Below are 26,732 nucleotides of genomic sequence, written 5' to 3' on the forward strand. Positions count from 1 at the left end.
AACCCGCTTTTCAGGAACCCCTAAGGTAAACGTCAGCGCGCTTGGCTCGGGGCCACAGTCGATGCACGGATAACGAGCTTGGGAGTGAAAACGAATTGCTCGCGGACCGCTTGATCGCCCGCTTCTGCTTCGCGCAGCAAGACGTCGACAGCGGTTCGCCCGATTTCTTCTGCTGGCTGGCGCACGGTGGTAATCGGGATGACGGCCGACTCGGCGAAGTCGATATTGTCGTATCCCACCAGAGCAATATCCTCGGGAACACTGAGTTCGCCGGACATCACCAGGGCCTGCAGTATGCCCAACGCGAGCAGGTCGTTGGCCGCAAAGATCCCGTCGGGGCGCTGTGCAGGATCCATGGCAAGAATACGCTCTCCGGCTGCCCGTCCTTCCAGCACAGTCAGGTTCTTGGTAGGCATGTGCTCCAGCACGGCATCCGGGGCTTGGGCCAATACCGATTGGGCTCCCGTTAATCGGTGCTGGACCTGTTCGATGCTCTGCGGTCCGCCGACGAAGGTGATCCGCTTTCTGCCAATGTCCAGCAGGTGCCGTACGGCAATTCTTCCGCCTTCCACATCGTCCACGGAGACCGATGAAAAGCTGCGGTCGCCACTTCCGCGGTCCACCAGCACCACTGGCGTGCCCGCTTCGCGGATCCGCCAGAGCCGGCTCAAGTCGCTGTGCAAGGGGGAGATGAGTACTCCGGCGACGCGTTGCTCTTCGAAGAGATCCAGCAGTTGCTGTTCGGTGCTCAGGGAATTGTCGCTGGCTCCCATCAGCACGGTGTAGCCGTTGTCCAGGGCACGATGCTGGGCGCCCTGGGTGACGTCCATGAAGAACGGGTTGCGTGCATCGAGGACGACGAGCCCGAAGCTCCGGCTGCGGCCGGCACGCAGTTGCCTGGCCGCATCGTTGCGGACAAAGCCGAGCTTCTCGATGGCTGCGGTGACCTTGGAAACGGTGTGTTCGGAAACAACCTGGGGCCGGTTGAGCACGTTGGAGACGGTGCCTACGGAAACGCCCGCCTCGGCGGCAACTTCCTTGACGCTGACGGCCACAGAGCTTTCCTGTTCTTCGGTGAGTTGTTCTTCTGCGAGTATAACTGGCGCACGGATGGGAACTGGAATCCCGACAGCTTTTTGAAAGGATTCAAAAGAATGCGGCATTCGATCGACCGACCGCTTGCAATTCAAGTGTGACCTGCTCTACACTCGAATTTCGAAGCGATTGAAACGATTCATTTTTGTGCAAAGCGAATCGGATCGCACAGTTTTGCCCACCCAGTTCCAGCGCTCCGGAAGAGTAGTACGATGCGAGTTTGCTTTCAATTGCAGGTCAATCCCGACCTGATCGACGAGTATGTGTCGCGCCACCGGGAAGTGTGGCCGCAGATGCTCCAAGCCATCGAAGAAGCCGGGCGTCGCAACTACTCACTCTTTCTGCGCGAGGACGGGTTGCTGATCGGCTATTACGAAACCGATGACGACAGCGCTGCCCAGGCCGCCTTGGACTCCGACCCGCGCACCGCAGCGTGGGAAGCGGAAATGAGCCGATTCTTCCTCAGCCTGGGCGGCCGGCCAGATCAGCAAGCGCCGCGTCTGCGCGAGGTCTTCAATCTCGAAAACCAGCTGGCCGCACTTGCCGCATCCCAGCAGTAGTAGCCCGCAGAATTACTAGAAATGGAGAGTTCCATGAGCTCGAAGCTGAGCCCTGAGCACCTGCAAATCCTTGACCGCCTTGCCATCGAAGTCCCTTCCTGGGCCTATGGAAATTCGGGCACTCGCTTCAAGGTCTATTCGACCCCCGGGACCCCGCGCGATCCCTTCGAAAAAATCGCCGATGCGGCTGAAGTCAACCGATTGACCGGACTGGCTCCCTCGGTGGCCCTGCACATTCCGTGGGACAAGGTCGAGGACTTCACCGTGCTGCGCGAGCATGCAGAAGGCCTGGGCGTCAGCCTCGGAACCATCAATTCGAATACCTTCCAAGATGACGATTACAAGTTCGGCGCCTTGACCCATGAGGATCCGAAGATCCGCCGCAAGGCAATCGACCACCACCTCGAATGCATCGACGTAATGGATGCCACCGGAAGCCAGGATCTGAAAATCTGGCTGGCAGAGGGCTCGAACTATCCAGGCCAAGCGGATATGCGCGGGCGCCAGGACCGGCTAGGCGATTCGCTGGCCGAAATATATGCGCGGCTTTCCGGAGAGCAGCGCCTGGTGCTGGAGTACAAGTTCTTCGAACCGTCCTTCTACCACACCGACGTGCCCGACTGGGGAACGTCCTATGCCCAGGTTGCGGCCTTGGGGGATCGGGCCATGGTTTGCCTGGACACCGGGCACCATGCGCCAGGCACCAATATCGAGTTCATCGTGATGCAGCTGCTGCGGCTTGGCAAGCTCGGATCCTTCGACTTCAATTCCCGCTTCTACGCGGATGACGACTTGATCGTTGGCTCGGCAGACCCGTATCAGCTGTTCCGCATCATGGCCGAGGTGATCCGCGGTGGCGGACTGGACCAGGACACGCCTGTGGCCTTCATGCTCGATCAGTGCCACAACGTGGAGAACAAGATCCTGGGCCAGATCAGAAGCGTCCAGAACGTGCAGGAAATGACGGCCCGGGCGTTGCTGATCGACCGCGTAGCGCTGACTGAAGCACAGATTTCCGGTGATGTCCTGGCCGCCAACGAGATCTTCATGGATGCCTTCTACACCGACGTGCGGGCCGACCTGGAAGCATGGCGCGCAACGCGCGGCCTGCCAGCCGATCCGATGCAGGCCTTCCGCACCTCCGATTACCAGAGCCGAATCGAAGCATCGCGCGCTGGTGGCGTGCAAGCAGGATGGGGAGCCTGATCATGAACACCGCAGCAAAGAAGCGCGGCATCTCCGGGTGGAAAGCCACCATTGCCGTAGCCATGAGCAATTACATAGAAGCCGGAGCCATCATTGCGCTGGCCACCAGCCTCAGCCTGTGGCAGGGCGCGTTCGGATTCGACGACGCGCTGGTCGGTGTCATCGCTGCCGTGTCGGCCAACGCGTTCGGCGCGGCCCTGGGTGCACTGATCGGCGGACCGCTCTGCGACCGTCTGGGCCGCAAGTTCATCTATACCTACGACCTGATCGTGTTCATGGTCGGCGCCCTGATGATCACCTTCTCCTCCGGTACGAGCCTGCTGATCATCGGCGTGGTCCTCATGGGCATTGCCGTGGGCGCAGGCGTTCCAGCCTCCTGGACCTACATTGCCGAGGAGGCTCCGCAGGAATCGCGTGCTGCGCACGTGGGCACCGCTCAGCTGGCGTGGTCGATTGGCCCAGCCATCGGTTTCGCGCTGGCGATCCTGGTTGAGCCTTGGGGCGTGAACGGCTCCCGGGCAATCTTCTTCCATCTTTTCCTGATCGCCGCTGTCACTTGGTGGGTCCGCCGCGGATTGCCCGAGTCCAGGAGGTGGAAGGAGCAACGTGCCGCGGAAACGGCTGCTGGCGTGAAAGCCTCGTTCTTCTCCGGCATGCGCGGGCTGCTGGCCGACCGCCGCAACTGGAGCGCGCTCTTCTTCCTGCTCGGCGTCTATGGGCTATGGAATACCGTGGCAGGGCAGGCTGGCATTTTCCAGCCTCGCGTCTATGCTGCCGCTGGCGTTGAATCCGCTACCCAGCAGAACCTGCTCCAGGTGCTGGTCTGGGTGCTGACCGCCGCCGCAACCTATTTCGGATTCATGAAATACGGAGACCAGGTCTCGCGGCGTTGGCTCTACTTCGGTGGCGCCCTGCTGGGTGTTGCGGCCTGGACCGTGCTGATCTTCGCTCCTCCAGGTGCCTTCTCCCTGCTGTTCTACGCAGTGGCCTGGGGCATCTCGGCGGGTATCGGCGCGCAGGCTTTCTACGGGCTATGGACCGCGGAGCTCTTCGCCACGCGCTACCGCGCCAGTGCACAGGGCGTGCTGTTCATGCTTGCCCGGGTGCTTGTCGGCCTGCTCTCGTTGGTGTTCCCGGTACTGCTCACCAACCTGGGCTTGGAAAAGCTTGGCCTCCTGATCATCGGCCTGCTGGTCGTCGCGTTGCTGATCGGCACCATTTGGGCGCCGGAAACGCGAGGCAAGTCGCTGGAAGAGATCGAACTGGAGCGCTATGGATATGAAACCAGGGCCACCAAAGTCGACGCCTGAGAACCACTGCCCCCATGCACATTAACGAGTCGGAAGACAAGAACACCATGAGCAACACCATCGCGACACGCACCACCGCACAGGAACTGATTCAACGATCCAACCGGTTGGGTGCAGACAAGAAGAACACCAACTACGCCGGTGGAAACACCTCGGCCAAGGGCACCGCGAAAGACCCGGTCACCGGTGAGCAAATTGAGCTGCTCTGGGTCAAGGGATCGGGCGGGGACCTCGGCACGTTGACCGAAAAGGGGCTGTCGACCCTGCGCCTGGACCGCATGCGCTCGCTGGTGGACGCCTACCCGGGCGTGGAGCGCGAAGACGAGATGGTCGCGGCCTTCGATTACTGCCTGCACGGCAAGGGAGGCGCCGCGCCATCCATTGATACCGCAATGCATGGGCTGGTCAACGCAAACCACGTCGACCACTTGCACCCGGACTCCGGCATTGCCATTGCCACTGCCAAGGACGGCCGGGAGCTGACCGCAAGGATCTTCGGCGACAAGGTGGCTTGGGTTGACTGGCGCCGCCCCGGATTCCAGCTGGGACTGGATATTGCCGCGATCAAGGACGCCAATCCGCAGGCCGTGGGCTGCATCCTCGGCGGCCATGGCATCACCGCCTGGGGAGATACCTCCCAGGAATCCGAGTCCAACTCGCTGTGGATCATCGACACCGCCGCTGCCTACCTTGACGAGCACGGCGCACCGGAGCCCTTCGGTCCTGTGGTTCCAGGATTCGAGCCGCTGGACGAGGAGGAACGCCGGACCCGCGCCGCCGCATTGGCCCCGAGCATCCGCGGCCTGGCCAGCACCGACAAGCCCATGGTGGGGCACTTCAGCGATGACCAGCGAGTCCTGGATTTCCTCTCGCGCCAGAAGCTGGCGCAGCTGGCGGCCCTGGGCACCAGCTGCCCGGACCACTTCCTGCGCACCAAGATCAAGCCGATGGTGCTGGATCTTCCCGCTACCGCAGGCGTATCGGAGCAGATCGCTCGCCTGGAAGAACTGCATGCGCAGTACCGTGCTGACTACCAGGCCTACTACGAGGCCCACAAGGACCTGGACTCTCCGGCGATGCGCGGGGCCGACCCGCTGATCGTGCTGGTCCCGGGCGTCGGGATGTTCTCCTATGGGGCGAATAAGCAGACCGCACTGGTTGCTGGCGAGTTCTACCTTAATGCCATCAACGTCATGCGCGGCGCCGAAGCGGTCTCCAGCTATACGCCGATTTCCGATGTCGAGAAGTTCCGCATCGAATACTGGGCGCTGGAGGAAGCCAAGCTGCAGCGCATGCCCAAGCCCAAGTCCCATGCCGGGCGCATCGCCCTGGTCACCGGTGCCGCGTCGGGCATCGGCAAGGCCGTGGCGCAGCGGCTGGCAGCCGAGGGAGCCTGCGTGGTCATCGCAGACCTGGATCTGGACAAGGCGCAGGCCGCCGCGGCGGAGCTGGGCACCGCAGATGTGGCCGTTGGCGTCGCCGCCAACGTGGCCGATGCGCACGCCGTGCAACGTGCCATCGATGAGGCGGTGCTGGCATTTGGCGGATTGGACCTGGTGGTGAACAACGCGGGCCTCTCGCTTTCGAAGCCCTTGCTGGAAACCACCGAGGCCGACTGGGACCTGCAGCATGATGTGATGGCCAAGGGATCGTTCCTGGTTTCCAAGGCCGCGGCCAAGGTGCTGATCGAGCAGAAGCTCGGCGGCGATATCATCTATATTTCCTCCAAGAACTCGGTCTTCGCAGGTCCGAACAATATTGCCTACTCGGCCACGAAGGCCGACCAGGCGCATCAGGTGCGCTTGCTGGCCGTAGAATTGGGCGAGCATGGCGTGCGCGTGAACGGCATCAATCCCGATGGCGTAGTGCGCGGCTCCGGGATCTTCGCCTCCGGCTGGGGTGCCCAGCGTGCGGCGACCTATGGCGTGGCAGAGGAGGATCTGGGGCAGTTCTACGCAAACCGCACGATCCTGAAGCGCGAGGTCATCCCGGAGAACATTGCCGATGCCGTGTTCGTGCTGACCGGGCCGGAACTGACCCGGACCACCGGATTGCACATTCCGGTGGATTCCGGAGTGGCGGCAGCCTTCCTGCGATGAGCAAGCAAGCAGAGAGCGCGCCGGTCGCAGCTATCGACCTCGGCGCCACCAGCGGACGTGTCATGATCGGCCAGATGGTGGACGGGAAGCTCCAGCTCACTGCCGTCCACCGTTTCGCCAACGGACCGGTTCCGCTGTCGAGCCTGGAACCAGGGGCGCGGCAAGAAGCGCTGGCCTGGGATATCGATGAGCTCTGGGCGCAAATTCGCCACGGCCTCTCGCTGGCTTTCGCGCAGCGCGGGGATATCGCCAGCATCGGGGTGGACTCCTGGGCGGTGGACTATGCGTTGCTCAAGGACGGCAAGCGCCTGGGAGAAGTGCGGCATTACCGGGATCCGCGCAATGAGCGCGCGGTTGCTGCGCTGGAACAGAAATTCAGCCGGCGCGAGTTGTTTGCACGCAATGGGCTGCAATTCCTTCCGTTCAACACCGTGTACCAGCTGCAAGCCGAGAAGTTGGAAAACCGGTTGGCGGACGCCGAGGCGCTGCTGCTGGTTCCCGACTATTTCAACTGGATGCTCACAGGGCAGCGGCGCAGCGAGTGGACGAACGCTTCCACCACCGGGTTGCTGAACCACAGCACCGGTACATGGGACGAGGATCTGGTTGCTGAACTGGGGCTTTCGGGAAAGCTCGCGCAGCTTGTGCACCCTGGCCAGCCGGTGGGCGCCCTGCTGCCCGAGCTGGCTGCGGAATTCGGTGCCAGCCACGAAGTCCAGGTAGTGGCGGTCGCTTCCCACGACACGGCCAGCGCAGTGGTTGCGACCCCGCTCTCCAGCGGGAAATCCGCCTATATCTCTTGCGGAACGTGGGGATTGGTTGGTGTGGAGCTGGACCGCCCGGTACTCACCGAGCAAGCGCATCAAGCGGGATTCACCAACGAGCTGGGGCTGGATTCCAGTGTCCGGTTCCTGAAGAACGTCGCCGGAACCTTTCTGCTCAGCGAGTCGATCCGCCAATGGAACGACGACGCGGAAGCCGCCGGAAGGGAAGAAACCAGCTTGGAGCAGCTCCTTGCCGAGGCCGCGGAATTGCCTGTTCCCCAGATGCTGATCGATCCTCAAAGCGAGCGGTTCCTGGCTCCTGGCCAGATGGCCCAGCGCATCTGCGATGCGGTGGAAGCCGCCGGCGGGCAGCGCCCGTGCTCACCTGCCGAAGTGATCAGGGTGGTCGTCGAGTCGCTGGCTCAGAGTTTCGCCCGCCAAGCTGCAGAAGCCGCGCGGTTGGGAGGATTCGAGCTGGAGAACATCCATATTGTCGGAGGCGGCTCGCAAGGCCAGCTGCTGTGCCAGCGCACTGCAGACCATGCGCGCGTGCCGGTCATTTCCGGACCCGTGGAATGCACCGCCCTGGGCAACGTGCTCGTGCAGTTGCAAGCGGCTATGCCTGCGGGTGGTGATGCATTGAACCTGCGCGACGTGGTGCGCGACTCGGTGCCGCTAGGCGCCTACACCCCGTCGCAGGCCCTGAAGCTGGTCTAGATCCGTGTGGGATATCTAGGCCGTCGTCGACCCTTCAGCCCGATGGGGCTGGAGGGTCGAACTTTTTACACCTTGCGCTGCACGAATACCACGGCATCCTCCAGGGTCGCCGGATTGCCATCGGGACCGATGATGGTGCGTTCGCGGACCTCGGCGCACAGCACCTCCCACTGCGCCGGATCCAGAGCCAAAGCTTCCAGTTCTTCTTCGGGGCTGGGGAACACTGGCATCTGGTGATCGGGCTTGCTGGCGAAGGACGGCATCGATGCATGGGACAGGGCCAGCAGGTGGCCGCCGGGTGCGACCAGGGTCGCTGCCTTGCGCAGGAAGCTGGCGCGAGGGAATTCAAAGGGTGCCTGGAAGAAGCTCAAGGTCACCAGGTCGAAGGTTTCCCCGGTATTCCACGCAGCCAGATCCGAGGCGATGAAGCGAGTCTGCCCCGCGTCCAGGCCGTGCTTGGCCGCTTCTTCCTGCGCGCGCTTCACCGCGGTGGGCGAGATGTCGACTCCGGTAGCCTTCCAGCCGTGGGTGGCCAGCCACAGCGCATCGCCTCCCTCCCCGCAGCCGATATCCAGCGACGTGCCGGGGGCCAGCGGGGCGACAAGGTTCTCGATGACCTGGTTGACCTTGCCTGACCAGACCCGCTCGGACTGGCCGTAGTGGTTCTCCCAGAAGGCGACATCATCATGTTCTTTGGTGTGGTGTTCGTGGTGGTGGCTCATTTTCGTTGTTCCCCATTCGTCAGTAAGGCCGTTGTTATCGACCCTACTGACGATCGACCCCATGCGCGATCAGTTTTGCGCCAGAGGCAAGAATCGCTGCTCCTACCTTGCACTGACCTTGCCGAAGAGCCGGGCTATGGATGCGAGGATCATTGGCCGGCAGGCCAGCCAGGCGCCGGCGATTACGAGCAGCGAGAGCGCGAAGAAGAGCAGTCCGGTCCAGTTATCCGCGTACGCGGCTGGATCCGTGGAACCCTGGGCCGCGTACATGTGGTTCAGGTTGCGCAGCGCCCCGGTGGAGAACACCAGGATCACGTGCACGAGGATGAACACAGCGAAGTACAGCATGGTTGGGAAGTGCAGCGCGCGGGCAACCTCGATCGGGTACTTCGCGGTCAATGCTGGCATGTTCTTCGGCCAGAAGGCGCTGAGCCGGAAGCCGGTGATCGCCGCGACCGGGGCCGCGATGAACACGGTGGTGAAGTAGGCCAGCTGCTGCAGCGAGTTGTAATTCACCCAGCCGTTTTCGGTGGGCCAATCCAGCGTCAGGTACTGCAAGGCCGCCGAAATCGCGTTGGGGAAGACCTCCCACGACGTCGGGACGATGCGCATCCAGTGGCCTGTGGCGAACAGCAGCACGAGGAACACCAGGCCATTGATGATCCACAGCAGGTCAAGACCCTGATGCAGCCAGAGGTTGATGCTCACCTTCGGGCTGCGCTTCGACGACCAATAGGCAGGCGGCTTCTTCTGGTGCCTGACCAGCATGCCAGAACGGATGATCAGGACCATCAGGAAGAAGTTGAAGAAGTGGTTCCATGCCAGCCAGCCAGGGAACCCGAGAGGTGCCGAGTCCGGCAGGTGGTACTCACCCGGGTAGCGTTCCATGAATGACTCCACGGCATCGATGCCGGCAATGCCGCGGGCAACGAGCACCACGGCGGTGGCGATGCCCAAGGCGCAGAATGCGCCAAGGATTCCAGCCAGCACCCACTGCTTGGTCGTCATCGGGCCATGCTTGGCCGCTTCTTTCTTGCTCTTCGCCGCTGCCTGGGGTGCCGGCTTGCTCGCGCGCCCGGCGGTCGACGCGTTACTTGCCGCGGCTGCTGGCGCGGCAGGTTCCTGCGCACCCATGCGGGTACGGGCAGGAGCAGCCTGCACCTCGGCGGCCGCAGGCTCCGAGACCAGCGCGGCGCCGGATGCCTGGCCCACCGGATCCGCGGGTGCTGCCTCTGCCCTCGGCGGGATGGCCGGTGCGGCCTGGGCCTGGGCAGCTTCCGCAACCGGTGCCGGCGGGAGCGCAGGCGCTGGAGCCGCTGGAGCTGCGGCAACAACGGGAGCTGCCACGAATGAACTTGGCGGCCACGGTTCTGCACCGGCGGTGCGCGGCAGGCCACGGCGAACTGCTGGTGCCCCGGCACTGGAAACCGCTGTGGCCGGGGCGGTACCCGCGGTGGCAACTGGTTCGGGGGCCGCCGGCGCTGATTCAGCTACCGGTTCGGCAACCGGTTCGCCAACTAGCTCGGCAACCGGCTCAGGTGCTGGTGCAGCGGAAGCGTTCTGCGATGCGGCTGGAGCGTTCGCGGCGACCGGCGTTCCCGCAGGCGGCCACGGCCCGCCGCCGGCAACCCGTGGCAGGCCCTGGCGAAGAAGCCCGGCAACCGCGCCCTGATCTGCAACAGGTTCCGCGGCCGGTGCGCTGGCTGCGGAACTAGCAGATGCTTGGCCAGGCGTTGGTTCCGCAGGCACCGACGGGCCAACGGGCTGGTCGAGAACTGGTTCTGCAGCATCCTCGACCGCGCTAGGCCCTGCCGGGACCGCGGCGCCTGCAGCGGGAGCGAACAGCTCGGCTGGCGGCCAGGGATCGCCGCCGGCCACGCGCGGCAGCCCCTGGCGGATGGATTGGTTTGGTGCGTTCATGGCGATCAGGCCTTGCGTGCTTCCAAGGCGGAAATCAGTTGGGGCACGACCTTGAAGACATCCCCCACCACGCCGAAGTCGGCGATCTCGAAGATCGGTGCATCGGCATCCTTGTTGATGGCGATGATGGTCTTGGCGGTCTGCATGCCCGCCTTGTGCTGGATGGCTCCGGAAATGCCCAGTGCCACGTACAGCTGGGGAGAAACTGCCACGCCGGTCTGGCCCACCTGGGCGGCATGCTCGACGTATCCGGCATCCACCGCCGCACGCGACGCGCCCACGGCAGCACCCAAGGCATCGGCCAGCTGGTGCACCAGGTCGAACTGCTCCGCGCTGCCCAACCCGCGGCCACCGGAGACCACGCGTGCCGCGGAACGCAGCTCGGGACGGGTGGATGCCGTTTCGGCCGTTCTCAGTTCCTTGACCTCGACCTCCGGCTTGCCGCTGGCGGCTACCTCCAGCGGGATCGCGCTCGCCGGTTGGGCCTGGGCACGCTCTTCGATGCTGCCCACGCGCACGGTGATCACCGGCGCGCCGAAGGTCGGGGCGCTGTGGGTCGAATACGCGCCGCCGTAGATCGAGTGGGCTGCGATGATTCCCTGGTCATCACGCGAAACACCGAGCGCATCGACGCTCAGCGCCAAGCGGTGGCGCACCGCGAAGCGTGCGGCCACTTCGCGCGAAGCCAGGGTATGCCCCAGCAGTACGGCTTGTGGCTGGATTTGCGCGAAGGCCTGCTGCAGCGCGTCAGCCATCGGCGCGGTCAGCACCGGAGAATCGACGGCGGCGGTGAGTACCTGCGCGGCGCCAGACTCGCTGGCTTGCGCCGCCAGGGTATCAAGGGATCCGGCCGGAGCGGCGACAAGCGCTACCGGGGTGCCCACGGCAGAGGCGGCGCCGAGCAGTTCCTCGTGGTTCTTGGCCAGCGTTCCAGTGGCCGTGGTCTCGAGGAAAACAAGAATTGAATCAGAAGCAAAGGAAGTCATGGTTTTCTTTCCGCTCACACCAGGTTGTTCTTGACGAGGAATTCGGCCACTGCGTTACCGGCATCGCCGTCATCGGCAATGACAGTTCCAGCGGTGCGGGGCGGGCGCTGGGCCACCGAAACCATGATGGAACGCGCAGTATCCGCAGGCAGGGACTCGACGCCCAAATCGGCCAGGGACAGGGACTCGACCGGTTTCTTCTTCGCGGCCATGATGCCCTTGAAATTCGGGAAGCGGGCATCCGGCAATGCCTCGGTGATCGAAGCGACCGCTGGCAATGGAGCGCTGATCTGGGCGGCAGCGCCATCCAGCTCGCGCAATCCGCTGATCGCGCCGTCGGCAATTTCTACCGAGGACAACGAAGTCGCCGCCGGAAGATCAAGCAGCTCGGCCAGCATGACCGGGAGCATGCCCGCGGAGCCGTCGGTGGACATGTTGCCGGTGAGGACCAGATCGTAGCTGCCTCGGCGCAAAGCCGCCGCCAGGACCTGCGCGGTGAGGACCAGATCGGCGCCGAGAAGCTCCTCGTCGCTGATATGCACGGCGCTGGCAGCGCCCATGGCCAAGCCCTTGCGCAGGGTGGCCTGAGCTGAATCCGGGCCCATGGTCAGCACGGTGATTTCAGTTCCAGGGTTCGCATCAGCATGCTTCAGCGCAACTTCCAAGGTCCGCTCGCCGATTTCATCGAGCACCACTTCTGAAGCGGCACGGTCAGCCAGGCCGGTCTCCAGATCCAGCAGGCGGTCCTCTCCGGTATCTGGGACTTCTTTGATCAAAACCGCGATCTTCATTATTTTCTCCCTCTTATCGCAGTAGCATCTGCCAGGACAGCCGATGGCCGGAAATCACCAATGATCCGGGGCTTCGCGGACCACTGAAGCGGCCCCCGCCGAAACTACTAGGAAATCCAAGTTCATTAATAGGCCACGGCGCAGATTTTCTGCAGAGCTGAAAGCATTGTGTCGCAGGCTACGTCTGTCTTTGCTGTTCATCTTGTCGGATTCAGCGCCATTGGTCAATGAAAGTGGACAAGAAAACAGCAAGTGAGCACCTTGAACACCAAAGGTCCACGATCCGGCGGGGTCATCCGGGCATGCTTCCACGCAGGTGAGCCGCATCGCGCTATTCGCCCGGCTTCGGGCGGGCACCGTAGGCTTTAACCAGAGACCAATTTCGGAACCAAAGGACGGCTCATGGCCAGCAAAAAGCGTCAAGGCAAGAAGAACTCGGGCGCAGGAAATCCTGCCAAGGCGGCAGCGCGCGGCCGCAGCGTGTTCCTGATCCAGGCTGAACAGCAGATCAATGCGCTTCGCCAGGACTACACAACTTGGGTAGCGCAGCAGGTTCCTGCCTTTTCGTCTGAACAGGCGGCGCAGGCAGCGGGCATGCAGCTGGACGTCATCGGGCAGATCGCCGGCCAGTACGCCGAGAACGCCCGCAGCTCGAACCTGTTCGACCTGGACATCGATGTCTTCGGCGAGACTCTGGCCGAGCACCTGGGCAACCTGCCGGAATCCTTGGCTCCGGAGCCGATCTTCACCACATGGCTGGAATACTTCAGCTTCATCGAGCAGCGCATGCTCTGGCAGGGCCCTGCGGAGAACCTCGAAGCCCTGCGCGAGATGCTGGAAGATACGCTCAATGGTTTTGCCGAGGGCGACGCGGAGCTATGCGGATTGCTGCGCGAAACCAGGTTGTTCAGCCAGGTCAAGGCCTATGCCCAGGCAGTGGCCGAAGGCGTGGACATGGAGGACTTCAGTGCAGCAGCCGAAGCGCCGCGCGCCAAGGTATTGACTGCCGTTGGCCTGGATGCCGAAACCTTCGACCCGGAAGGCCCGGCGCCACTAGCCTTCAACTACATCTGGAGCGCCGGCCGGATGTCCGTCGTGGAGTCGGAAGGATCGGTGTTGCGCACGGATCCGGACGCCTACGAATTGCTGGTTGCCGGCGAGGAAGCGGGCAGCGCGCAGCTGCTCTTCGAGATGGCTGTCGGCTGCGTCCAGGCGCACCTGAACCCGACCTTCGATGTCACCTTGCGGGATGAAGCCCATTACCTGGTGCTGCGCAACCTGCTGGTCACCGCATCCACCGGCCGCGAAGGGGACTTGGAGGGCCTGCGCCGCAACTGCGGTCCGAAGATCTACGATGCCGTGCTTCCAGAAGCCCGCATCGCCATGGATTCCTTGGTCGGCTACGGTCTGATTTCCAAGGACGGCGAGCACTACAGCATCGACGAGCGCCTGGTTCCGGTCATCTCCGCCGGCATCTCAGAGGTCGAGGCCTTCTTCGAAGAAGCCGAATAAGGCAGGGGATGATACCCGCAGAGGCACCAGTCTGCGGGTATCATCCAACCTAGGAAGATATTCGCTAGTAGCAAGCAGGCAATCGCTAATGGGCAAGAAAATCAGTTGGCCAATGAGCTGGCTGGCTGCAGCCAGCGGGATCCTCTTTGCGGTGCTGCTGCTGATCGTGGATCCGCTGATCGCGGATGCCCCATGGTGGTCCGAACCCGACCTGTGGGTGCCCTTGGCGTTCCCGCTGCTTCCATGGCTGGCAGTTGCCGGCGTGATGGCATGGCTGGGAAGCGCAACCGAGCGCTGGCTGCACGCTCTGGTGTTCAGCTTCAGCGCCCTGGCCGCCGGGGTGATTCCCGGCCTTTTCTGGACGCTACTGCTCTTTGACGCTTTCCCGGATTCCGCCAGCCCGCAGCTTCCCATGGCCGTCTCGCTATTCTCGGGTGCGGTGGCAATTGTGCTGGGTGCAGTTGCAGGCGGGCGGGCAATTTTCAGGCGTTTCAGGAAGGCCCGGCTGGCCGCAGTGGCGAACTAGGCGGCGGAGCGAAGCCCCTGGAGGCTATCGAGCCTGGTCGTCCTGCCGCGAGGCAGCGATGGAGATCAGTTTCCGCAGCACCTCCAGGTCGATGTCCTCCAGCTTTTTCACGTACACGCAACCGGCTCCCTCGGTGTATTTGCCCAGCTGCGGCAAGAGCTGGGCGCCCTCGGGAAGGTCCTTCAGCCCGTAGAGCGAGAGCTGGGCCTTGCGCGGCGAGAAACCGGTCTTAGGCCAGATGCCCGTGGTGCGCGCATTGGCAGGGGAGATGTAGGTGTAGCTTCCGTAGCCCACCATGCTCGGTCCCCACATCACCGGCTGCTCGCCGGTGGCTTCGCGGAAGATGCGGTCCAGTTCGTGGCCGTCAACCCGGCGCTTGGCCGGGGTTGCCGCCTCAATGAATTCCTCCACGCTGGCCTCAGTTGGAAGGGTCTTCTGACTTGTTGGCAAGTGATGCCTCCTCGGGTGCTCCAGGTGATTCGGCCTGGAAAATTGTCGACAGCTTGCGGTACTGGCTGGTGCCCATGGCCAGCAGCGCCACCACAATCATGATCAGCCCGCCGGCCAGGAATATCAAGGCGATGCCGCGCGCCTGGCCTTGCCCCACCAGCCAGCCGAATCGGTCGTCGCCCGCTGGCGAGCGCATGAAGGGGATGACCAGGTACTGGGCAATCGGCGCGATCAGGAAAGCGGTAATCGGCGCCGCGGCGGCTTCCATCATCTGGGCGAAGCCGAACACCCGGCCCTGGCGGCGGAAGGTGACCACCTTCTGGATCACCGTTTGCTCCGAGGCTTCCACCGCCGGGATCAGCATCATGTAGAGCCAGATGCCCAGCACATAGAGCCACGTCCATTCGCGGATGGTGAAGATCGCGCCGAGGAATCCCATGACGGCAACCAGCAGGAGCATGGTGCGGATCGGGTTGGGCCCCAGACCGAACTTGGCGATGGCCAAGCCGCCGATGATGAAGCCGGTGGATGCCAGCCCGAAGGTGATGCCCCAGGCTTCGACCGGCATGATGGTCAGCCCGTAGGGATCCATCAGCGCCATGTAGGTGCCGCCGATGAAGTTGTTGAACATCGAGAAGATGATCAGCGCGAATAGGCCAGGGATGGCCATCACTGTAGTGAAGCCCAGGCGCAGGTCGCTGGTCTTGGTCCGCCCCTCCTCCTTTTCCGGTTCCTCCTCCGGGATGGAGATGCCCAAAAGGTGCAGCATCGTGACCACGACCATCACGATGGCAATGGCCAGCGTCCATCCCATCCCCAGCAGTCCGATGGACAGCCCGGAGAACACGCTGGTGATGATGAAGGCGATGCCCTGCACCGTGCCCACCAGCCCGTTGGCGTTGGCATGGCGCTCGACCGGGATCAGCAAGGTGACCGTCGTGGACAGCGCGATGCCTCGCATCTGCTCCACGATCGCGCCGAACAGGATGACCAGGCAGAAGATCCAGAACTGCCATCCGCCGATATCCAGGATGTCCTTCGTGGGCAGCCAGAGGTAGATCAGCCCAGCCAGGGAAAAGGCCACAGCGGTGATCATCGCGGAGAAGACGAAGACCGATTTCTTACGGTGGTTGTCCACGATCGTCCCGAAAACCATGGAGAACACGGAGATCAGCAGCATGAATGCGCCGCCGATGATGCCGGTGGCCATGACGTTCTCGGTCTCCAGGTACACCCAGAAGGTCAGCGCGAACCACAGGTAGCTGGTGGTGAGGTTCGCGACGGCGGTGTTGACCAGGATGTGCATGAAAGAGCGCTGGCCCTGCGGCGGAACTTCGGGGTTCTGGCCGTGGGCCGGCGGGAGATCAGGGGGTCCTTCATCGCGCATGGGCAAGCCTGCTTCGAAAAAGTGGCTGGTGGTCGTAGCAAAAGAATACGCCGATGCATTGATAGGCAACAGGTGTGAATTCAGACGATCGAAAACATAGTAGTCAGATGCCTAGCCCAAGCCTAGGCATAACCCTAGTGTGACCGCCCGCACTTTCTGCCAAGGTTGAATCCATGCAAACCGGCTGCAGCGGTTTCCCCTTTAAACGAGCATTGAATGGACGGAGCACACCACGCCATGACCGAGACCCTGAACGAGGTATCCAGCCTGCTGGATAACGCGCTGGTTGACAGCCCGGAAACCGGAGAGTTCCGCGCCAACCGAAATATCTTCACCGACGAAGAGATTTTCGAGATGGAAATGAAGCACATCTGGGAAGGCAACTGGGTGTACCTGGCCCACGAGTCCCAGATCCCGAACATCGGCGACTACTACACCACCAACATCGGCCGCCAGCCCATCATCATCTCGCGCAACAAGCAGGGCGAACTCAATGCGCTGATCAACGCCTGCAGCCACCGCGGAGCCATGCTCTGCCGGCGCAAGACCGATAACCGCACCACCTTCACCTGCCCGTTCCATGGCTGGACCTTCAACAACTCCGGCAAGCTGCTCAAGGTCAAGGATTCGCGGGGAGCTGGCTACCCGGAGCAGTTCAACAAGGACGGCTCCCACGATTTGACCAAGGTTGCCCGTTTCGAGAACTACCGCGGTTTCCTCTTCGGCTCGCTGAACGCCGATGCCCTGCCGCTGGAAGAGCACCTGGGCGAGGCCACGAAGATCATCGACATGATGGTTGACCAGTCCGAAGAAGGCCTGGAAGTGCTGCGCGGCGCCTCGACCTACACCTATGACGGCAACTGGAAGCTGCAGGCGGAGAACGGCGCCGACGGCTACCACGTCTCGGCCACCCACTGGAACTACGCCGCCACCCAGGCCCGCCGCGCCAACGGCGAATCCTCCAACGACACCAAGACCATGGACGCCGGCGGCTGGGACAAGCAGAAGGGCGGCTACTACTCCTTCGAGCACGGCCACCTGCTGCTGTGGACCGAATGGCTGGACCCGGCCAACCGCCCGCTGGCCGAGAAGCGCGACGAGCTGGTTGCCAAGTTCGGCGAAGCCAAGGCCGACTGGATGATCGGCATTTCGCGCAACCTGTGCCTGTACCCGAACGTGTACCTGATGGACCAGTTCGGCTCGCAGATCCGCGTCTTCCGGCCGGTGGCAGTGGACAAGACCGAGGTGACCATCTACTGCTTCGCCCCGGTGGGCGAGTCGGACACCGCGCGCGCGGCCCGCATCCGCCAGTACGAGGACTTCTTCAACGCCTCGGGCATGGCCACCCCGGATGACCTGGAAGAATTCCGCTCCTGCCAGAAGACCTACCTGGCCACCTCGGCGCAGTGGAATGACCTCTCGCGCGGCCAGGCCCACCAGATCACCGGACCGGATGAGAACGCGGACAAGGTGGGCCTGAAGCCCATCTCCTCCGGGGCGCGCACCGAGGACGAGGGCCTGTACCCGATCCAGCACGGCTACTGGCTGCAGACCATGCGCCAAGCCGTGGACAACGAACGCGAAGCACAGAACTAAGGCCGAAGGGACAAGACAGATGAGCACCATCGCACTGACCGAGGCGCCGACTTCCAACGGCGCAGTCACCACCGCGGATATCGCGCAGTTCCTCTACCAGGAAGCCCGCTTCCTCGATGACCGCGACTTCGACCGTTGGCTGGACTGCTACCACCCGGAAGCCACCTTCTGGATGCCGGCCTGGGCCGACGACGAGCAGCTGACCGAAGATCCGCAGCGCGAAATCTCGCTGATCTACTACGCTAACCGCGGCGGCCTGGAAGACCGCGTCTTCCGCATCAAGACCGACCGCTCCTCGGCCACCTCGCTGCCCGAGCCGCGCACCGGGCACAACATCACCAACGTGGAGATCGTTGCAGTGGACGGCGACAAGGTGGACATCCGCTTCAACTGGTTCACCCTGTACTACCGCTACCAGAACGTGGACACCTACTTCGGCACCTCGTTCTACACGATCGACTACTCCGGCACCGCGCCGGTGATCACCGCGAAGAAGGTCGTCCTGAAGAACGACTACATCCACCACGTCGTGGACATCTACCACATTTAAGCGACACCCATTGGGCGGCGGGGCCAGTGCAGGCCCCGCCGAATCGCCCATCCCCGAATCCTGTGAAATGAGCATGCCATGTCCCACCAGGTAGCCCTCGCCTTTGAAGACGGAATCACCCGCTTCATCAAGGTCGGCGCGAACGAAACCGTCGCCGATGCCTCCTACAAAGCCCGCATCAACATCCCGCTGGACTGCCGCGACGGCGCCTGCGGCACCTGCAAGGCCTTCTGCGAGTCGGGCAAGTACGACGGCGGCGACTACATCGAAGAAGCCTTGACCGACGACGAGGCAGAGGCCGGATACTGCTTGCCCTGCCAGATGGTCCCCGAATCCGACCTCGTGCTGCAGATCCCGACCACGTCGGATGTCGCCAAGACCTCGGCCGCCTCCTTCGAATCCACGCTGAGCGAGATCCGCCGCATCTCCGAAACCACCTACGCCTTCAGCCTCGAGGTGGACAAGCGCGAAGACCTCTCCTTCCTGCCGGGCCAGTACGTGAACATCGAGGTCCCCGGCTCCGGTGGGCAAACCCGTTCCTACTCCTTCAGCTCGGGCCCGGAAGTGGACATCGTCTCCTTCCTGATCCGCATCACCGACGGCGGTCTGATGTCCACCTACATGCGCGATACCGCGCAGGTGGGCGACCGCATCACCTTCACCGGCCCGATGGGCAGCTTCTTCCTGCGCGAACCCAAGCGCCAATCGCTGCTGCTCGCCGGCGGCACCGGCCTGGCCCCGCTGCTGGCCATCCTGGAGAAGCTGGCCGGCATGGACAACCCGCACCCGGTGCACCTGATCTACGGCGTGAACACTGACATCGACCTGGTCGAACTCGATGTGCTGCAGGACTACACCCAGCGCATCGCGGGCTTCAGCTTCGACACCGTGGTGGGTGACCCGGACAGCGCTTCACAGAAGAAGGGCTACGTCACCAACCACTTCGAGCCGCAGCACCTGGCCGAGGGCGACGTGGATATCTACCTTTGCGGCCCGCCTCCGATGGTGGAGGGCGTGCGCCGCCACCTGGAAGCCGAAGGCCTCAAGCCGCAGAATTTCTACTACGAGAAGTTCGCGCTGGCCGTCGTTCCGGACGCCGAGCCTGCCGCCCCGGCTGCCGAGGCGCCCGCCGCGCAAGCCGCCGCCGACCAGGGCTACGAAATCGGCGAGGAGCACGCCAGCTTCGAGGCCCAGTTCGATGCGCGCATGGCCTTGGAACTGGCCGTCGTCGAGCTGACCATGGGCAAGCTGGCCGAGGGCCAGCTGGGCGAATTCAAGGTCCTGGCCGAACTGGCCGGCAAGACCCTGGACGGCGAGAAGTTCATCAACGCCGAGGAATTCACCGTCACCAATGACGCCTTCCACGAATTCCTGTTCAAGGCCGTGGGCAACGAGCACCTGCTGCAGGCCTACCGCCGCCTGGACGTGCCGGCGCTGATGGCCGCCGTGCTGCGCCAGGAGCACTGGATCGACGGGGCCGTGGACGCCGACCACCTGGGCATCGTCGCCGCTTTCGAGAAGCAGGACATCGCCGCTGCCCGCGCAGCGATCACCGCGCACAACCAGCACGCCAAGGCCACCATGGCCGCCGCTTCCAAGGCAGCGGCCCAGTGAGCGCCGGGCTGCCCGAGTCCTTCCATCCGGGACGCTTTGCCGGCAAGGTCGTCATGGTCACCGGCGCCGCCCAGGGCATCGGCTGGTCCGTGGCCCGGCGCATCGCCGCCGAGGGCGGGGAAATGGTGCTCGTGGACCGCGCGGCGCTGATCCACGAGGTGGCCGGGGCCCTGCGCGCCGACGGCGCCACCGCGCTGAGCGTGACCGCCGACCTGGAAACCTACGAGGGCGCGCTGGCTGCGGTCACCGCCGCGAAGGACCAGTTCGGACGCATCGATGTGCTGGTCAACAACGTGGGCGGAACCATTTGGGCCAAGCCCTACGAGCACTACGCGCCCGAGGAGATCGAAAAGGAAATCCGGCGATCGCTGTTCCCGACCTTGTGGATGTGCCGTGCGGTCTTCGAGGAAATGGTCCAGGCCCGATCCGGAACCATCGTGAACGTCTCCTCGGTCGCCACCCGCGGCATGAACCGCGTCCCGTACGCGGCGGCCAAGGGCGGGGTCAAGGCCATCACCTCGGCGCTGGCCATGGAGGGCGCCGAGTTGGGCATCCGCGTGGTCGCCACCGCGCCGGGCGGCACCGAAGCCCCTGAACGGGTAGTCAAGCGCGGGCCGGCGCCCACCGGCGAGCAGGAAAAAGCCTGGTACAAGGCCATCGTGGACCAGACCGTGGACTCAACCTTGCTCAAGCGCTACGGCACCTTGGACGAGCAGTCGGCGCCCATCGTGTTCCTGGCCTCGGATGAGGCCTCCTACATCACCGGTTCCACCCTCGCGGTGGCCGGAGGAGACCTCGGCTAGCGGCAGTCCCGGCACCGCAAACGCACCACCATGGAACAAACGGCTCGTGATCACGGGCCGTTTGTTCCATCCAGCACCAACCCGGCCGTGCTTCCAGCGCCGGGCACGTATTTTCCGGGGAACAACGAGGTTCCCCGGTCACCGCAAACGAACGGAAAAACACGTGAATACCAGCCCAATGACATCCAGCAATGCCGCCAATGGCGCCGTGCGCTGGGTGGTGGTGATCGCCGCCATCGCCCTGATCTTCGACGGCTACGACCTGGTGGTTTTCGGAACCATCGTCTCCACGCTGCTGGCGGACCCCAGCCAGCTCGGCCAGCTCGATGAAGCCGCCGCCGGATTGCTGGGCAGCTACGCGCTGCTCGGCGTGATGGTCGGTGCGCTGTCCACCGGCGCGATCGGCGACTACATCGGCCGGCGCAAGGCGATGATCACCGGCATCATCTGGTTCTCCGTCGGCATGGGCCTGACCGCGCTGGCCTCCGACACCCTGTGGTTCGGCATCCTGCGCTTCCTCACCGGCATGGGCGTGGGCGCGATCGTGGCCACCGCTGGCGCGGTGGTGGCCGAGTTCGCCCCGAAGAACAGTCGCAACTACTACAACGCGATCGTCTACTCGGGCGTGCCGGCCGGAGGCGTGCTCGCCTCGCTGCTGGCCATGGTGCTCAGCGACGTGATCGGCTGGCGCGGGCTGTTCCTCATCGGCGCGCTGCCGCTGCTGTTCCTGCTGCCGATGGCCTGGTTCAAGCTGCCCGAATCCCCGCAGTGGCTGCTCTCCCGCGGCCGCGTGGCCGAAGCCCGCGAGGTGGCTGCGCGCACCGGAATGCTGCTGGAACTTCCCAGCGACGCCGATGCCGGGCAGCTGAAGGCCGAACGTGTCGGCTTCGCCGCGCTGGCCACCAGGCGCTACGCGCTGCCTACCGCACTGCTGGGCATGATGAGCTTCGCCGGACTGCTGCTGACCTATGGGCTGAACACCTGGATGCCGGAAATCATGCAGCAGGCAGGCTACGGCAAGTCCCATTCGCTGCTCTTCTTGCTGGTGCTGAACCTCGCCGCGGTCTTCGGCGGGCTGCTGGCTTCGGTGGCCGCCGACCGCGTCGGCCCCAAGCAGGTCGTGGCGCTGACCTTCTTCCTGGCCGCGCTGGCAATGGTGCTGCTGACCCTCAAGCTCCCGCTGGGCTTGCTGCTGTCCCTGGTGGCAGTGGCAGGTGTGGGAACCATCGGCACGCAGGTGCTGATCTACGGCTTTGTGTCGAACTACTACCACAGTGCCGCCCGCGGGGCCGGGGTGGCCTGGTGCGCCGGATTCGGCAGGCTGGGCGGGATCTTCGGCCCGCTGCTGGGCGGAGTGCTGCTTTCGGCGGGAGTTTCCCCGGGAACCGCATTCTATGTCTTCGCCGCAGTTGCTATCGTTGGAACGCTGGTCACCACCTGCGTCCCGATGACCCGTTCGGCCGCGCAGCGCAGCGCGCAAGAAGAGCTGGCTGCCGCGGGAGCAGGGAAGTAGCAGCACATCGAAACGCAACGCGGCGACGCAGGAAGGCTGGTGAACGCCATGCTCAGTGCCCAGCAGGGCCAGGATGCGCTCATCGGCCTTTCCCGCGAAGTCCAGCAAACTGGCAGTACCCTGGCCGTGCTGAAGGGTCCGCGCGGCAGCGGCAAGAGCACGATCATCAAGGCGCTGCTAACCCGGTTGGCCAGCCAATCGGTGCAGCTGGTGACCGCTTCGCGCTGGGAAACCGCGCAGCCCGGAGCCGCCTTGGGCCCGTTGCTGCAACGCAGCCACGCAGGCTCGGCCGGGGCGCTGGGCGAGGCCTTGCTGGAATACCTGCGCAGGGAGGCGCCGCAACCCCGTGTGCTGGTGCTGGAAAATGCGCAATGGGTCGATGACCTGAGCTTCCAGGCGCTGCACTACGCCTGGCGCCGCTTGCGCAATGAACCGGTACTCATCGTGCTGGTGATGCGCGACCAGAACCTGGCCAGGCTTTCACCGGAAACCCGGGAATTCCTGGCCGACAGCCAATTGAAGATCCTGCAGCTTCAAGTGCCCGATCCAACGCATGCGCGCGAGATTATCTGCGCCAGGACGGGGATCGACCTGCCGCCCATGGCCGTCGAGCAGCTGGTGGACTACACCGAGGGCAACCTGCAGGTGGTCATCGAGCTGGCCCAGGAGAATCCGGAGCACAGCTGGGAGCAGTTCGACCGCTGGCCGCCTGCCCCTCACGCCCTGTCCTTGCACGTCATCGAGCTATTGGAGGGGTTGGAACCGCGGGCGCGGGCGCTGCTGGAAGCGGCCGCGGTGCTCGGCGCGCAGGCCCGGATCGACAATATCGCCAAGCTGGTGGGCGAGGATAATCCGCTGCTGCCGATCCAGCAGATTCTCGACTCCTCGCTGGCGCAAACCCACGGCCATAGCGGGAAGGTGCGGCTCGGGTTCGAGAACGCATTGACCCAAATGGCTGTCTACCATCAGATCCCGCTGAGCACCCGCATCCGGTTGCATGCTTGCGCCGCGGACATCGTCGAGGACCAGGGGGCCAAGCTGGGCCATCGGGCCGATGCGAGCATCCTGCCCGATGGCAGCTTGTCGATGGAACTGCAAGACTACGCGCGGTCCCAAGGCAAGCGGGGCGAGTGGTCTTCGGCCGCTACCGCGTACTTCAGGGCCATGCACTTGTCCCCGGAACCGATGCGCCGCGACTCCCTGCTGCTCAACGCAGTGGATGCGATTGTCGCCGCCGGCGAGCTGCCGCGGGCGCAAACCTTCGCGCATCAGCTTTCGAGCTTGGAAAGCAGTCCGGAACGGGACGTGCTTTCCGGATACATCTCGATCCTGCAAGGCCGCGCCAACACCGCGCAGCGCTGGCTGTCCAGTGCCTGGCAGAACGCGGTCCAGCATCAGGACAACGATGTGATGGCCGCGATCGCCCAACGCCAAGTCCTCGATTCGCTGTGCCGTTTGAAGGGGCAGAAGATCATTGACTGGGCTGAGCAATCGCTGCGCCTTGCCCAGGTGGGCAGCCCGCTGGCCATTGAGAACGCAGCCATCCAAGGGCTCGGCCTGGCAATGATGGGCCGGGCTGATGAGGGGGAACAGGTCTTGATGGACCTGCTGGCCACCCTTCCGGCGGGAGCACAGCGCCAGCGCGCGGAAATGTCACTGGGCTGGGTCTACCTCGCGACCGATCGCGTGGAGCTAGCCCGGCACGAGCTCTCCGCAGCCAGCTCCACGGACTTCAGCGATGGTTCCCTGCGCATCTCGCTGTGGGCCAAAGCCTGGTCGGCGCGCGCTGAATTCCTCATGGGCGACTGGGACCAAGCGCTGGAGACGGTTCGATCCGCGCAGTCCCTGCAAGAGCGTTCTGAAATCCAGATCCTGCGTCCGCTGATCCAGCTGACCGCGGTGCAGATTCACGCATTGCGCGGCAATTGGGAGCAGGCGGATCTGCACCTACGCAAGTCGTGGGCACGCACCGGCAGCTATGCCATTATGGAGATGCCTTACCGGATGGCGCGGGCCGAGATTGCCCGGGCGCAGGCAAACCATGAAGAGGTTGTGCGGACGCTGGAACCATTGCTTCGGCTGGACCGTACGCAGGGCATCGACCAAGCAGGTTTCTGGACCTGGCAGGATACATACGCCATGGCGCTAATCCGTTGCGAACGCCTGGATGAAGCAGAAAAATTCGTACAGCCGTTGCTGGAGAGTGCTCTCGCTTCAGGCCACCAGAGCGGAGGCGCTCGATTCCTGAGCGTGCAAGGCACCTTGCTGGCAGCCCGCGGTGATATCGACGCAGCCCGTTTGGCCTTTGAAGATGCCATCCGCCGTTTGGAAGGCATCGGGTCGGTCTACCACCGGGCAAAAATTGATTTCTACTACGGGCAATGCCTGCGCCGAGCCGGCAAGCGAGCCGAATGCGTTGCGCCGTTGACCCGCGCGCTGGCGATTTTCGCGCACTTCGATGCATCCGTGTACATCGACCGCTGCACTCGTGAGCTCCAGGCAAGCGGAACCGGGATGCTGCGCAGGGAGAGTGCTGACTGGTCGACGCTGACGGCGCAGGAACAAGCCGTGGCCAAGCTGGTTTGCGAAGGTGCAAGCAATCGACGTGTCGCTGAAGAGCTGTATATAGGCACCAAGACAGTGCAGTACCACCTGACCAAGATCTACACGAAGCTGGCGGTCTCAAACCGTACTGAGCTTGCTGCGCTGGCGCGTTTCGACCTTGAGGGATAGTGCCTTCGGACTGAGAAAAATTTTCATTCCCGAGGGCAGCAAAACCATGCGGAGTTCGAGTTGACCTGCGCGCTGTGACTGTAGATTTTTTTCATTCAGCACGAATCGCTTGAATCGAACGCGGCCGGGATTCTTGATTCAGGCCGCGGCCAGCATTGCAACCAGACTCAAAGCCGTTGCTCCTGCGAAGTATGGGTGGTGTGGTGGTGCTAGTGACTGAAAAAATTTGTCACTCGAAATCCAAATCAGGTACTGGCTCTAGCTGGTTCCGGTTCCGGGCAGGCCCTCATCTTGGCCGAGCCCCAGTACTCGCCGCACTTCGGGGGTCAATTGCACCTCGCAGGCCGCAGCCTCCTGGGGACGTTGAGGACAATGATCGTTGACATGATCAAATTTCTCCACGTTGTCCACGCTCTCGGGAACCGTGATTGACCGCAGCCCGTGCGGAGATACCCACGTCTTGGAGCCATCCGGGCAAGCGAAGACCTTCCAGCCAAGCGCGTGCTTGTACATCTGATGCTGCTTGCACAAGAGATGAGTGTTCTGCCGGGTAGTGTGGCCGCCCTGTCCATATGCTTCGATGTGATCAATTTCCGAACGATCGGGCAGGCGGCGGCAACCAGGGAAACCGCAATGCTGGTCGCGGTATCGCAGCAAATCGCGCAACCCCTGGGAAGGCCGATATTTCTTGGGCTCCACATCAATTGCGGCTCCCGTCCACGGGTCGGTCAGAACGCGCTGGAACGACGGAGCATCCGCGGCGATTTCCAACGCTACGCCGATTGGGATCGGCCCGTAACCTTCCAAATCAGCGAGGGCGCGAGCGGGATTCGCGAGCATTTCAATGGCTGGGATCGTGATGGCAACCCGTGGCTTCAGCGGCATGCCTTCCATTCCGGGCCAGCCATGCAGATACACGTCCGCAAGCAAATCGGCTTCAACCTGCGTTTGCGTGCGCAGATCCTTGGAATCAGTGATCTGGGCGGCTGCCTGCTTTATCGAGTTGCGAATCGAATGGATGACATCAGCGCGGTGATGCAGCTGCAAGGTTGCCATGCCATTCTCCTCATTCCACACCTTGAGATTACGGGCTGCGAATGCGTTCTTCTGCCGGTTCTCTGCCGAATTGGGATTCATCCGGTCGTGAAAGCGACGGGCCCGCTGGTAGACGGTCTCGTCGCAGGCTGTTCTTGCCAGAGGCAGCAAATTTTCCTCCATGCGGCCGACCTGCTCCGGGGAAAGGTCTTGCGAGTATTTGACGATGTCGTGGGCGGCCTTAACGGTAATCTCACCTGCAGCGAGCGCGGCAAGGGTGGCTTTGCAGGCGTGGCGCAAGCCCTTGGCATGGAACATCCGCTTGCTGGCTTTACGGACGGATTCGCGCAATGCGACAGCTGACTCAGCTACGAAATTGGAGTTGATGACCTGCTCGCTGCCACGGTCTATGCCATAGTATTCGGCACTCTTGCTGGCTTCGGCTTCCTCGTCTGGGGTGTGGGCATGCTCGGTGGCAATCAGGTCATTGAAGGACGCGCTGACCTGCTCGACTCCGTCTGCCAGTAAAACGCAGATAGCGGCTTCAGCGCTGCTCATCAGGCGTTGGAGTTTCTTCAGGCGTTCCAATGCGTCTCCGGGCCCATCCACGGGGCCCGCATTGAATAGTTCGTCGGCAACCTGCTTGATGGGTCCGAAGAACAACTGGTGCTCGCGATGGGCGTCGAGCGCTGACGCTCTGTGCGACTCCATGCGGGTGCCCGGCGGGCGCAGTGGAAGGCGATGTTCATCGTCGTGATCGTCTAGATATGCGGGAATAGTCATAGTTAACGTTCGCGCAGATTATCGACAGTATCTTCTGGTTCGAAACCAATTGTGGATAAG

General features: G+C 63.3%; 21 protein-coding genes. 13 read left to right on the forward strand and 8 right to left on the reverse strand.

The genetic code is table 11. The annotated features are described in order from the left end of the window. Positions 1-32 precede the first annotated feature (32 nt). Positions 33-1,055 carry a LacI family DNA-binding transcriptional regulator gene (locus CQ012_RS11845; RefSeq protein WP_208294242.1) on the reverse strand — a complete coding sequence of 341 codons (1,023 nt, stop codon included), beginning with the start codon at positions 1,053-1,055 and terminating at the stop codon, positions 33-35. Between the two features lie 252 nt (positions 1,056-1,307). On the opposite strand from CQ012_RS11845, the gene CQ012_RS11850 reads away from it, so the two are divergent. From CQ012_RS11850 to CQ012_RS11870, 5 genes are read left to right on the forward strand one after another with little or no spacing between them, the layout of a single operon-like run. Beyond that, complete coding sequence (locus CQ012_RS11850) at positions 1,308-1,655, forward strand: L-rhamnose mutarotase (protein ID WP_105656501.1); 348 nt, start codon at positions 1,308-1,310, stop codon at positions 1,653-1,655. 33 nt (positions 1,656-1,688) lie between these two features. After that, positions 1,689-2,861 carry an L-rhamnose isomerase gene (gene rhaI, locus CQ012_RS11855; RefSeq protein WP_105662259.1) on the forward strand — a complete coding sequence of 391 codons (1,173 nt, stop codon included), beginning with the start codon at positions 1,689-1,691 and terminating at the stop codon, positions 2,859-2,861. A 2-nt stretch (positions 2,862-2,863) separates the two neighbouring features. Beyond that, on the forward strand, positions 2,864-4,171 hold the full coding sequence (locus CQ012_RS11860; RefSeq protein ID WP_208294243.1) for an MFS transporter: 1,308 nt from the start codon (positions 2,864-2,866) through the stop codon (positions 4,169-4,171). A gap of 47 nt (positions 4,172-4,218) precedes the next feature. Continuing rightward, the gene (locus CQ012_RS11865; protein ID WP_105662370.1) at positions 4,219-6,270 is read left to right on the forward strand and encodes a bifunctional aldolase/short-chain dehydrogenase; all 2,052 of its coding nucleotides are present in this window, start codon (positions 4,219-4,221) and stop codon (positions 6,268-6,270) included. Further along, on the forward strand, positions 6,267-7,751 hold the full coding sequence (locus tag CQ012_RS11870; RefSeq protein WP_105662260.1) for a rhamnulokinase: 1,485 nt from the start codon (positions 6,267-6,269) through the stop codon (positions 7,749-7,751). The genes CQ012_RS11865 and CQ012_RS11870 overlap by 4 nt, the downstream gene beginning before the upstream one ends. Positions 7,752-7,816: 65 nt before the next feature. Here CQ012_RS11870 and CQ012_RS11875 read toward each other — a convergent pair whose 3' ends face one another. The 4 genes from CQ012_RS11875 to CQ012_RS11890 form a co-directional block, all read right to left on the reverse strand. Further along, entirely contained in the window at positions 7,817-8,473 is a 657-nt protein-coding gene (locus CQ012_RS11875) for a class I SAM-dependent methyltransferase (RefSeq protein WP_105656498.1), read from the reverse strand. Between the two features lie 102 nt (positions 8,474-8,575). After that, positions 8,576-10,393 (reverse strand): cytochrome b/b6 domain-containing protein, encoded by a 1,818-nt coding sequence (locus CQ012_RS11880; protein ID WP_105662261.1) that lies wholly within the window; start codon positions 10,391-10,393, stop codon positions 8,576-8,578. Between the two features lie 5 nt (positions 10,394-10,398). Next, on the reverse strand, positions 10,399-11,379 hold the full coding sequence (locus tag CQ012_RS11885) for an electron transfer flavoprotein subunit alpha/FixB family protein (protein ID WP_105662262.1): 981 nt from the start codon (positions 11,377-11,379) through the stop codon (positions 10,399-10,401). Positions 11,380-11,393: 14 nt separating this feature from the next. After that, a complete protein-coding gene (locus tag CQ012_RS11890; RefSeq protein WP_105656495.1) occupies positions 11,394-12,170 on the reverse strand; it encodes an electron transfer flavoprotein subunit beta/FixA family protein in 777 nt (258 codons plus the stop codon). Between the two features lie 402 nt (positions 12,171-12,572). Between CQ012_RS11890 and CQ012_RS11895 the strand changes: the two genes are divergently transcribed. Both CQ012_RS11895 and CQ012_RS11900 read left to right on the forward strand, forming a co-directional pair. Beyond that, positions 12,573-13,682, forward strand: a complete 1,110-nt coding sequence (locus tag CQ012_RS11895) for a hypothetical protein (RefSeq protein WP_105662263.1) — start codon at positions 12,573-12,575, stop codon at positions 13,680-13,682. Between the two features lie 88 nt (positions 13,683-13,770). Next, the gene (locus tag CQ012_RS11900; RefSeq protein ID WP_105662264.1) at positions 13,771-14,208 is read left to right on the forward strand and encodes a hypothetical protein; all 438 of its coding nucleotides are present in this window, start codon (positions 13,771-13,773) and stop codon (positions 14,206-14,208) included. Positions 14,209-14,232: 24 nt separating this feature from the next. Here the strand turns inward: CQ012_RS11900 and CQ012_RS11905 are convergent, their stop codons facing one another. Both CQ012_RS11905 and CQ012_RS11910 read right to left on the reverse strand, forming a co-directional pair. Continuing rightward, positions 14,233-14,658, reverse strand: coding sequence for a DUF1801 domain-containing protein (locus CQ012_RS11905; RefSeq protein WP_105656492.1), 426 nt, complete (start codon positions 14,656-14,658; stop codon positions 14,233-14,235). Continuing rightward, positions 14,627-16,045: an MFS transporter gene (locus CQ012_RS11910; protein WP_105662265.1), complete on the reverse strand. Its 1,419-nt coding sequence runs from the start codon at positions 16,043-16,045 to the stop codon at positions 14,627-14,629. Before CQ012_RS11910 ends, CQ012_RS11905 begins: the two co-directional genes overlap by 32 nt. A 237-nt stretch (positions 16,046-16,282) precedes the next feature. Between CQ012_RS11910 and benA the strand changes: the two genes are divergently transcribed. The 6 genes from benA to CQ012_RS11940 all read left to right on the forward strand — a co-directional run bounded on the left by benA (position 16,283) and on the right by CQ012_RS11940 (position 24,854). Continuing rightward, entirely contained in the window at positions 16,283-17,641 is a 1,359-nt protein-coding gene (gene benA, locus CQ012_RS11915) for a benzoate 1,2-dioxygenase large subunit (RefSeq protein ID WP_105662266.1), read from the forward strand. A 19-nt stretch (positions 17,642-17,660) separates the two neighbouring features. Further along, on the forward strand, positions 17,661-18,191 hold the full coding sequence (gene benB, locus CQ012_RS11920; protein WP_105656489.1) for a benzoate 1,2-dioxygenase small subunit: 531 nt from the start codon (positions 17,661-17,663) through the stop codon (positions 18,189-18,191). Between the two features lie 78 nt (positions 18,192-18,269). Further along, on the forward strand, positions 18,270-19,805 hold the full coding sequence (gene benC / locus CQ012_RS11925; RefSeq protein ID WP_105662267.1) for a benzoate 1,2-dioxygenase electron transfer component BenC: 1,536 nt from the start codon (positions 18,270-18,272) through the stop codon (positions 19,803-19,805). Next, the gene (locus CQ012_RS11930; RefSeq protein WP_286134658.1) at positions 19,802-20,608 is read left to right on the forward strand and encodes a 1,6-dihydroxycyclohexa-2,4-diene-1-carboxylate dehydrogenase; all 807 of its coding nucleotides are present in this window, start codon (positions 19,802-19,804) and stop codon (positions 20,606-20,608) included. The genes benC and CQ012_RS11930 overlap by 4 nt, the downstream gene beginning before the upstream one ends. A 178-nt stretch (positions 20,609-20,786) precedes the next feature. After that, complete coding sequence (locus CQ012_RS11935; protein WP_105662268.1) at positions 20,787-22,121, forward strand: MFS transporter; 1,335 nt, start codon at positions 20,787-20,789, stop codon at positions 22,119-22,121. Between the two features lie 48 nt (positions 22,122-22,169). Further along, the gene (locus CQ012_RS11940; RefSeq protein ID WP_286134676.1) at positions 22,170-24,854 is read left to right on the forward strand and encodes a LuxR C-terminal-related transcriptional regulator; all 2,685 of its coding nucleotides are present in this window, start codon (positions 22,170-22,172) and stop codon (positions 24,852-24,854) included. 258 nt (positions 24,855-25,112) lie between these two features. Here CQ012_RS11940 and CQ012_RS11945 read toward each other — a convergent pair whose 3' ends face one another. Next, a complete protein-coding gene (locus CQ012_RS11945) occupies positions 25,113-26,672 on the reverse strand; it encodes an HNH endonuclease signature motif containing protein (RefSeq protein ID WP_105662270.1) in 1,560 nt (519 codons plus the stop codon). Positions 26,673-26,732 lie beyond the last annotated feature (60 nt).

The organism is Arthrobacter sp. MYb214 (assembly GCF_002979865.1).
GTDB lineage: Bacteria > Actinomycetota > Actinomycetes > Actinomycetales > Micrococcaceae > Glutamicibacter.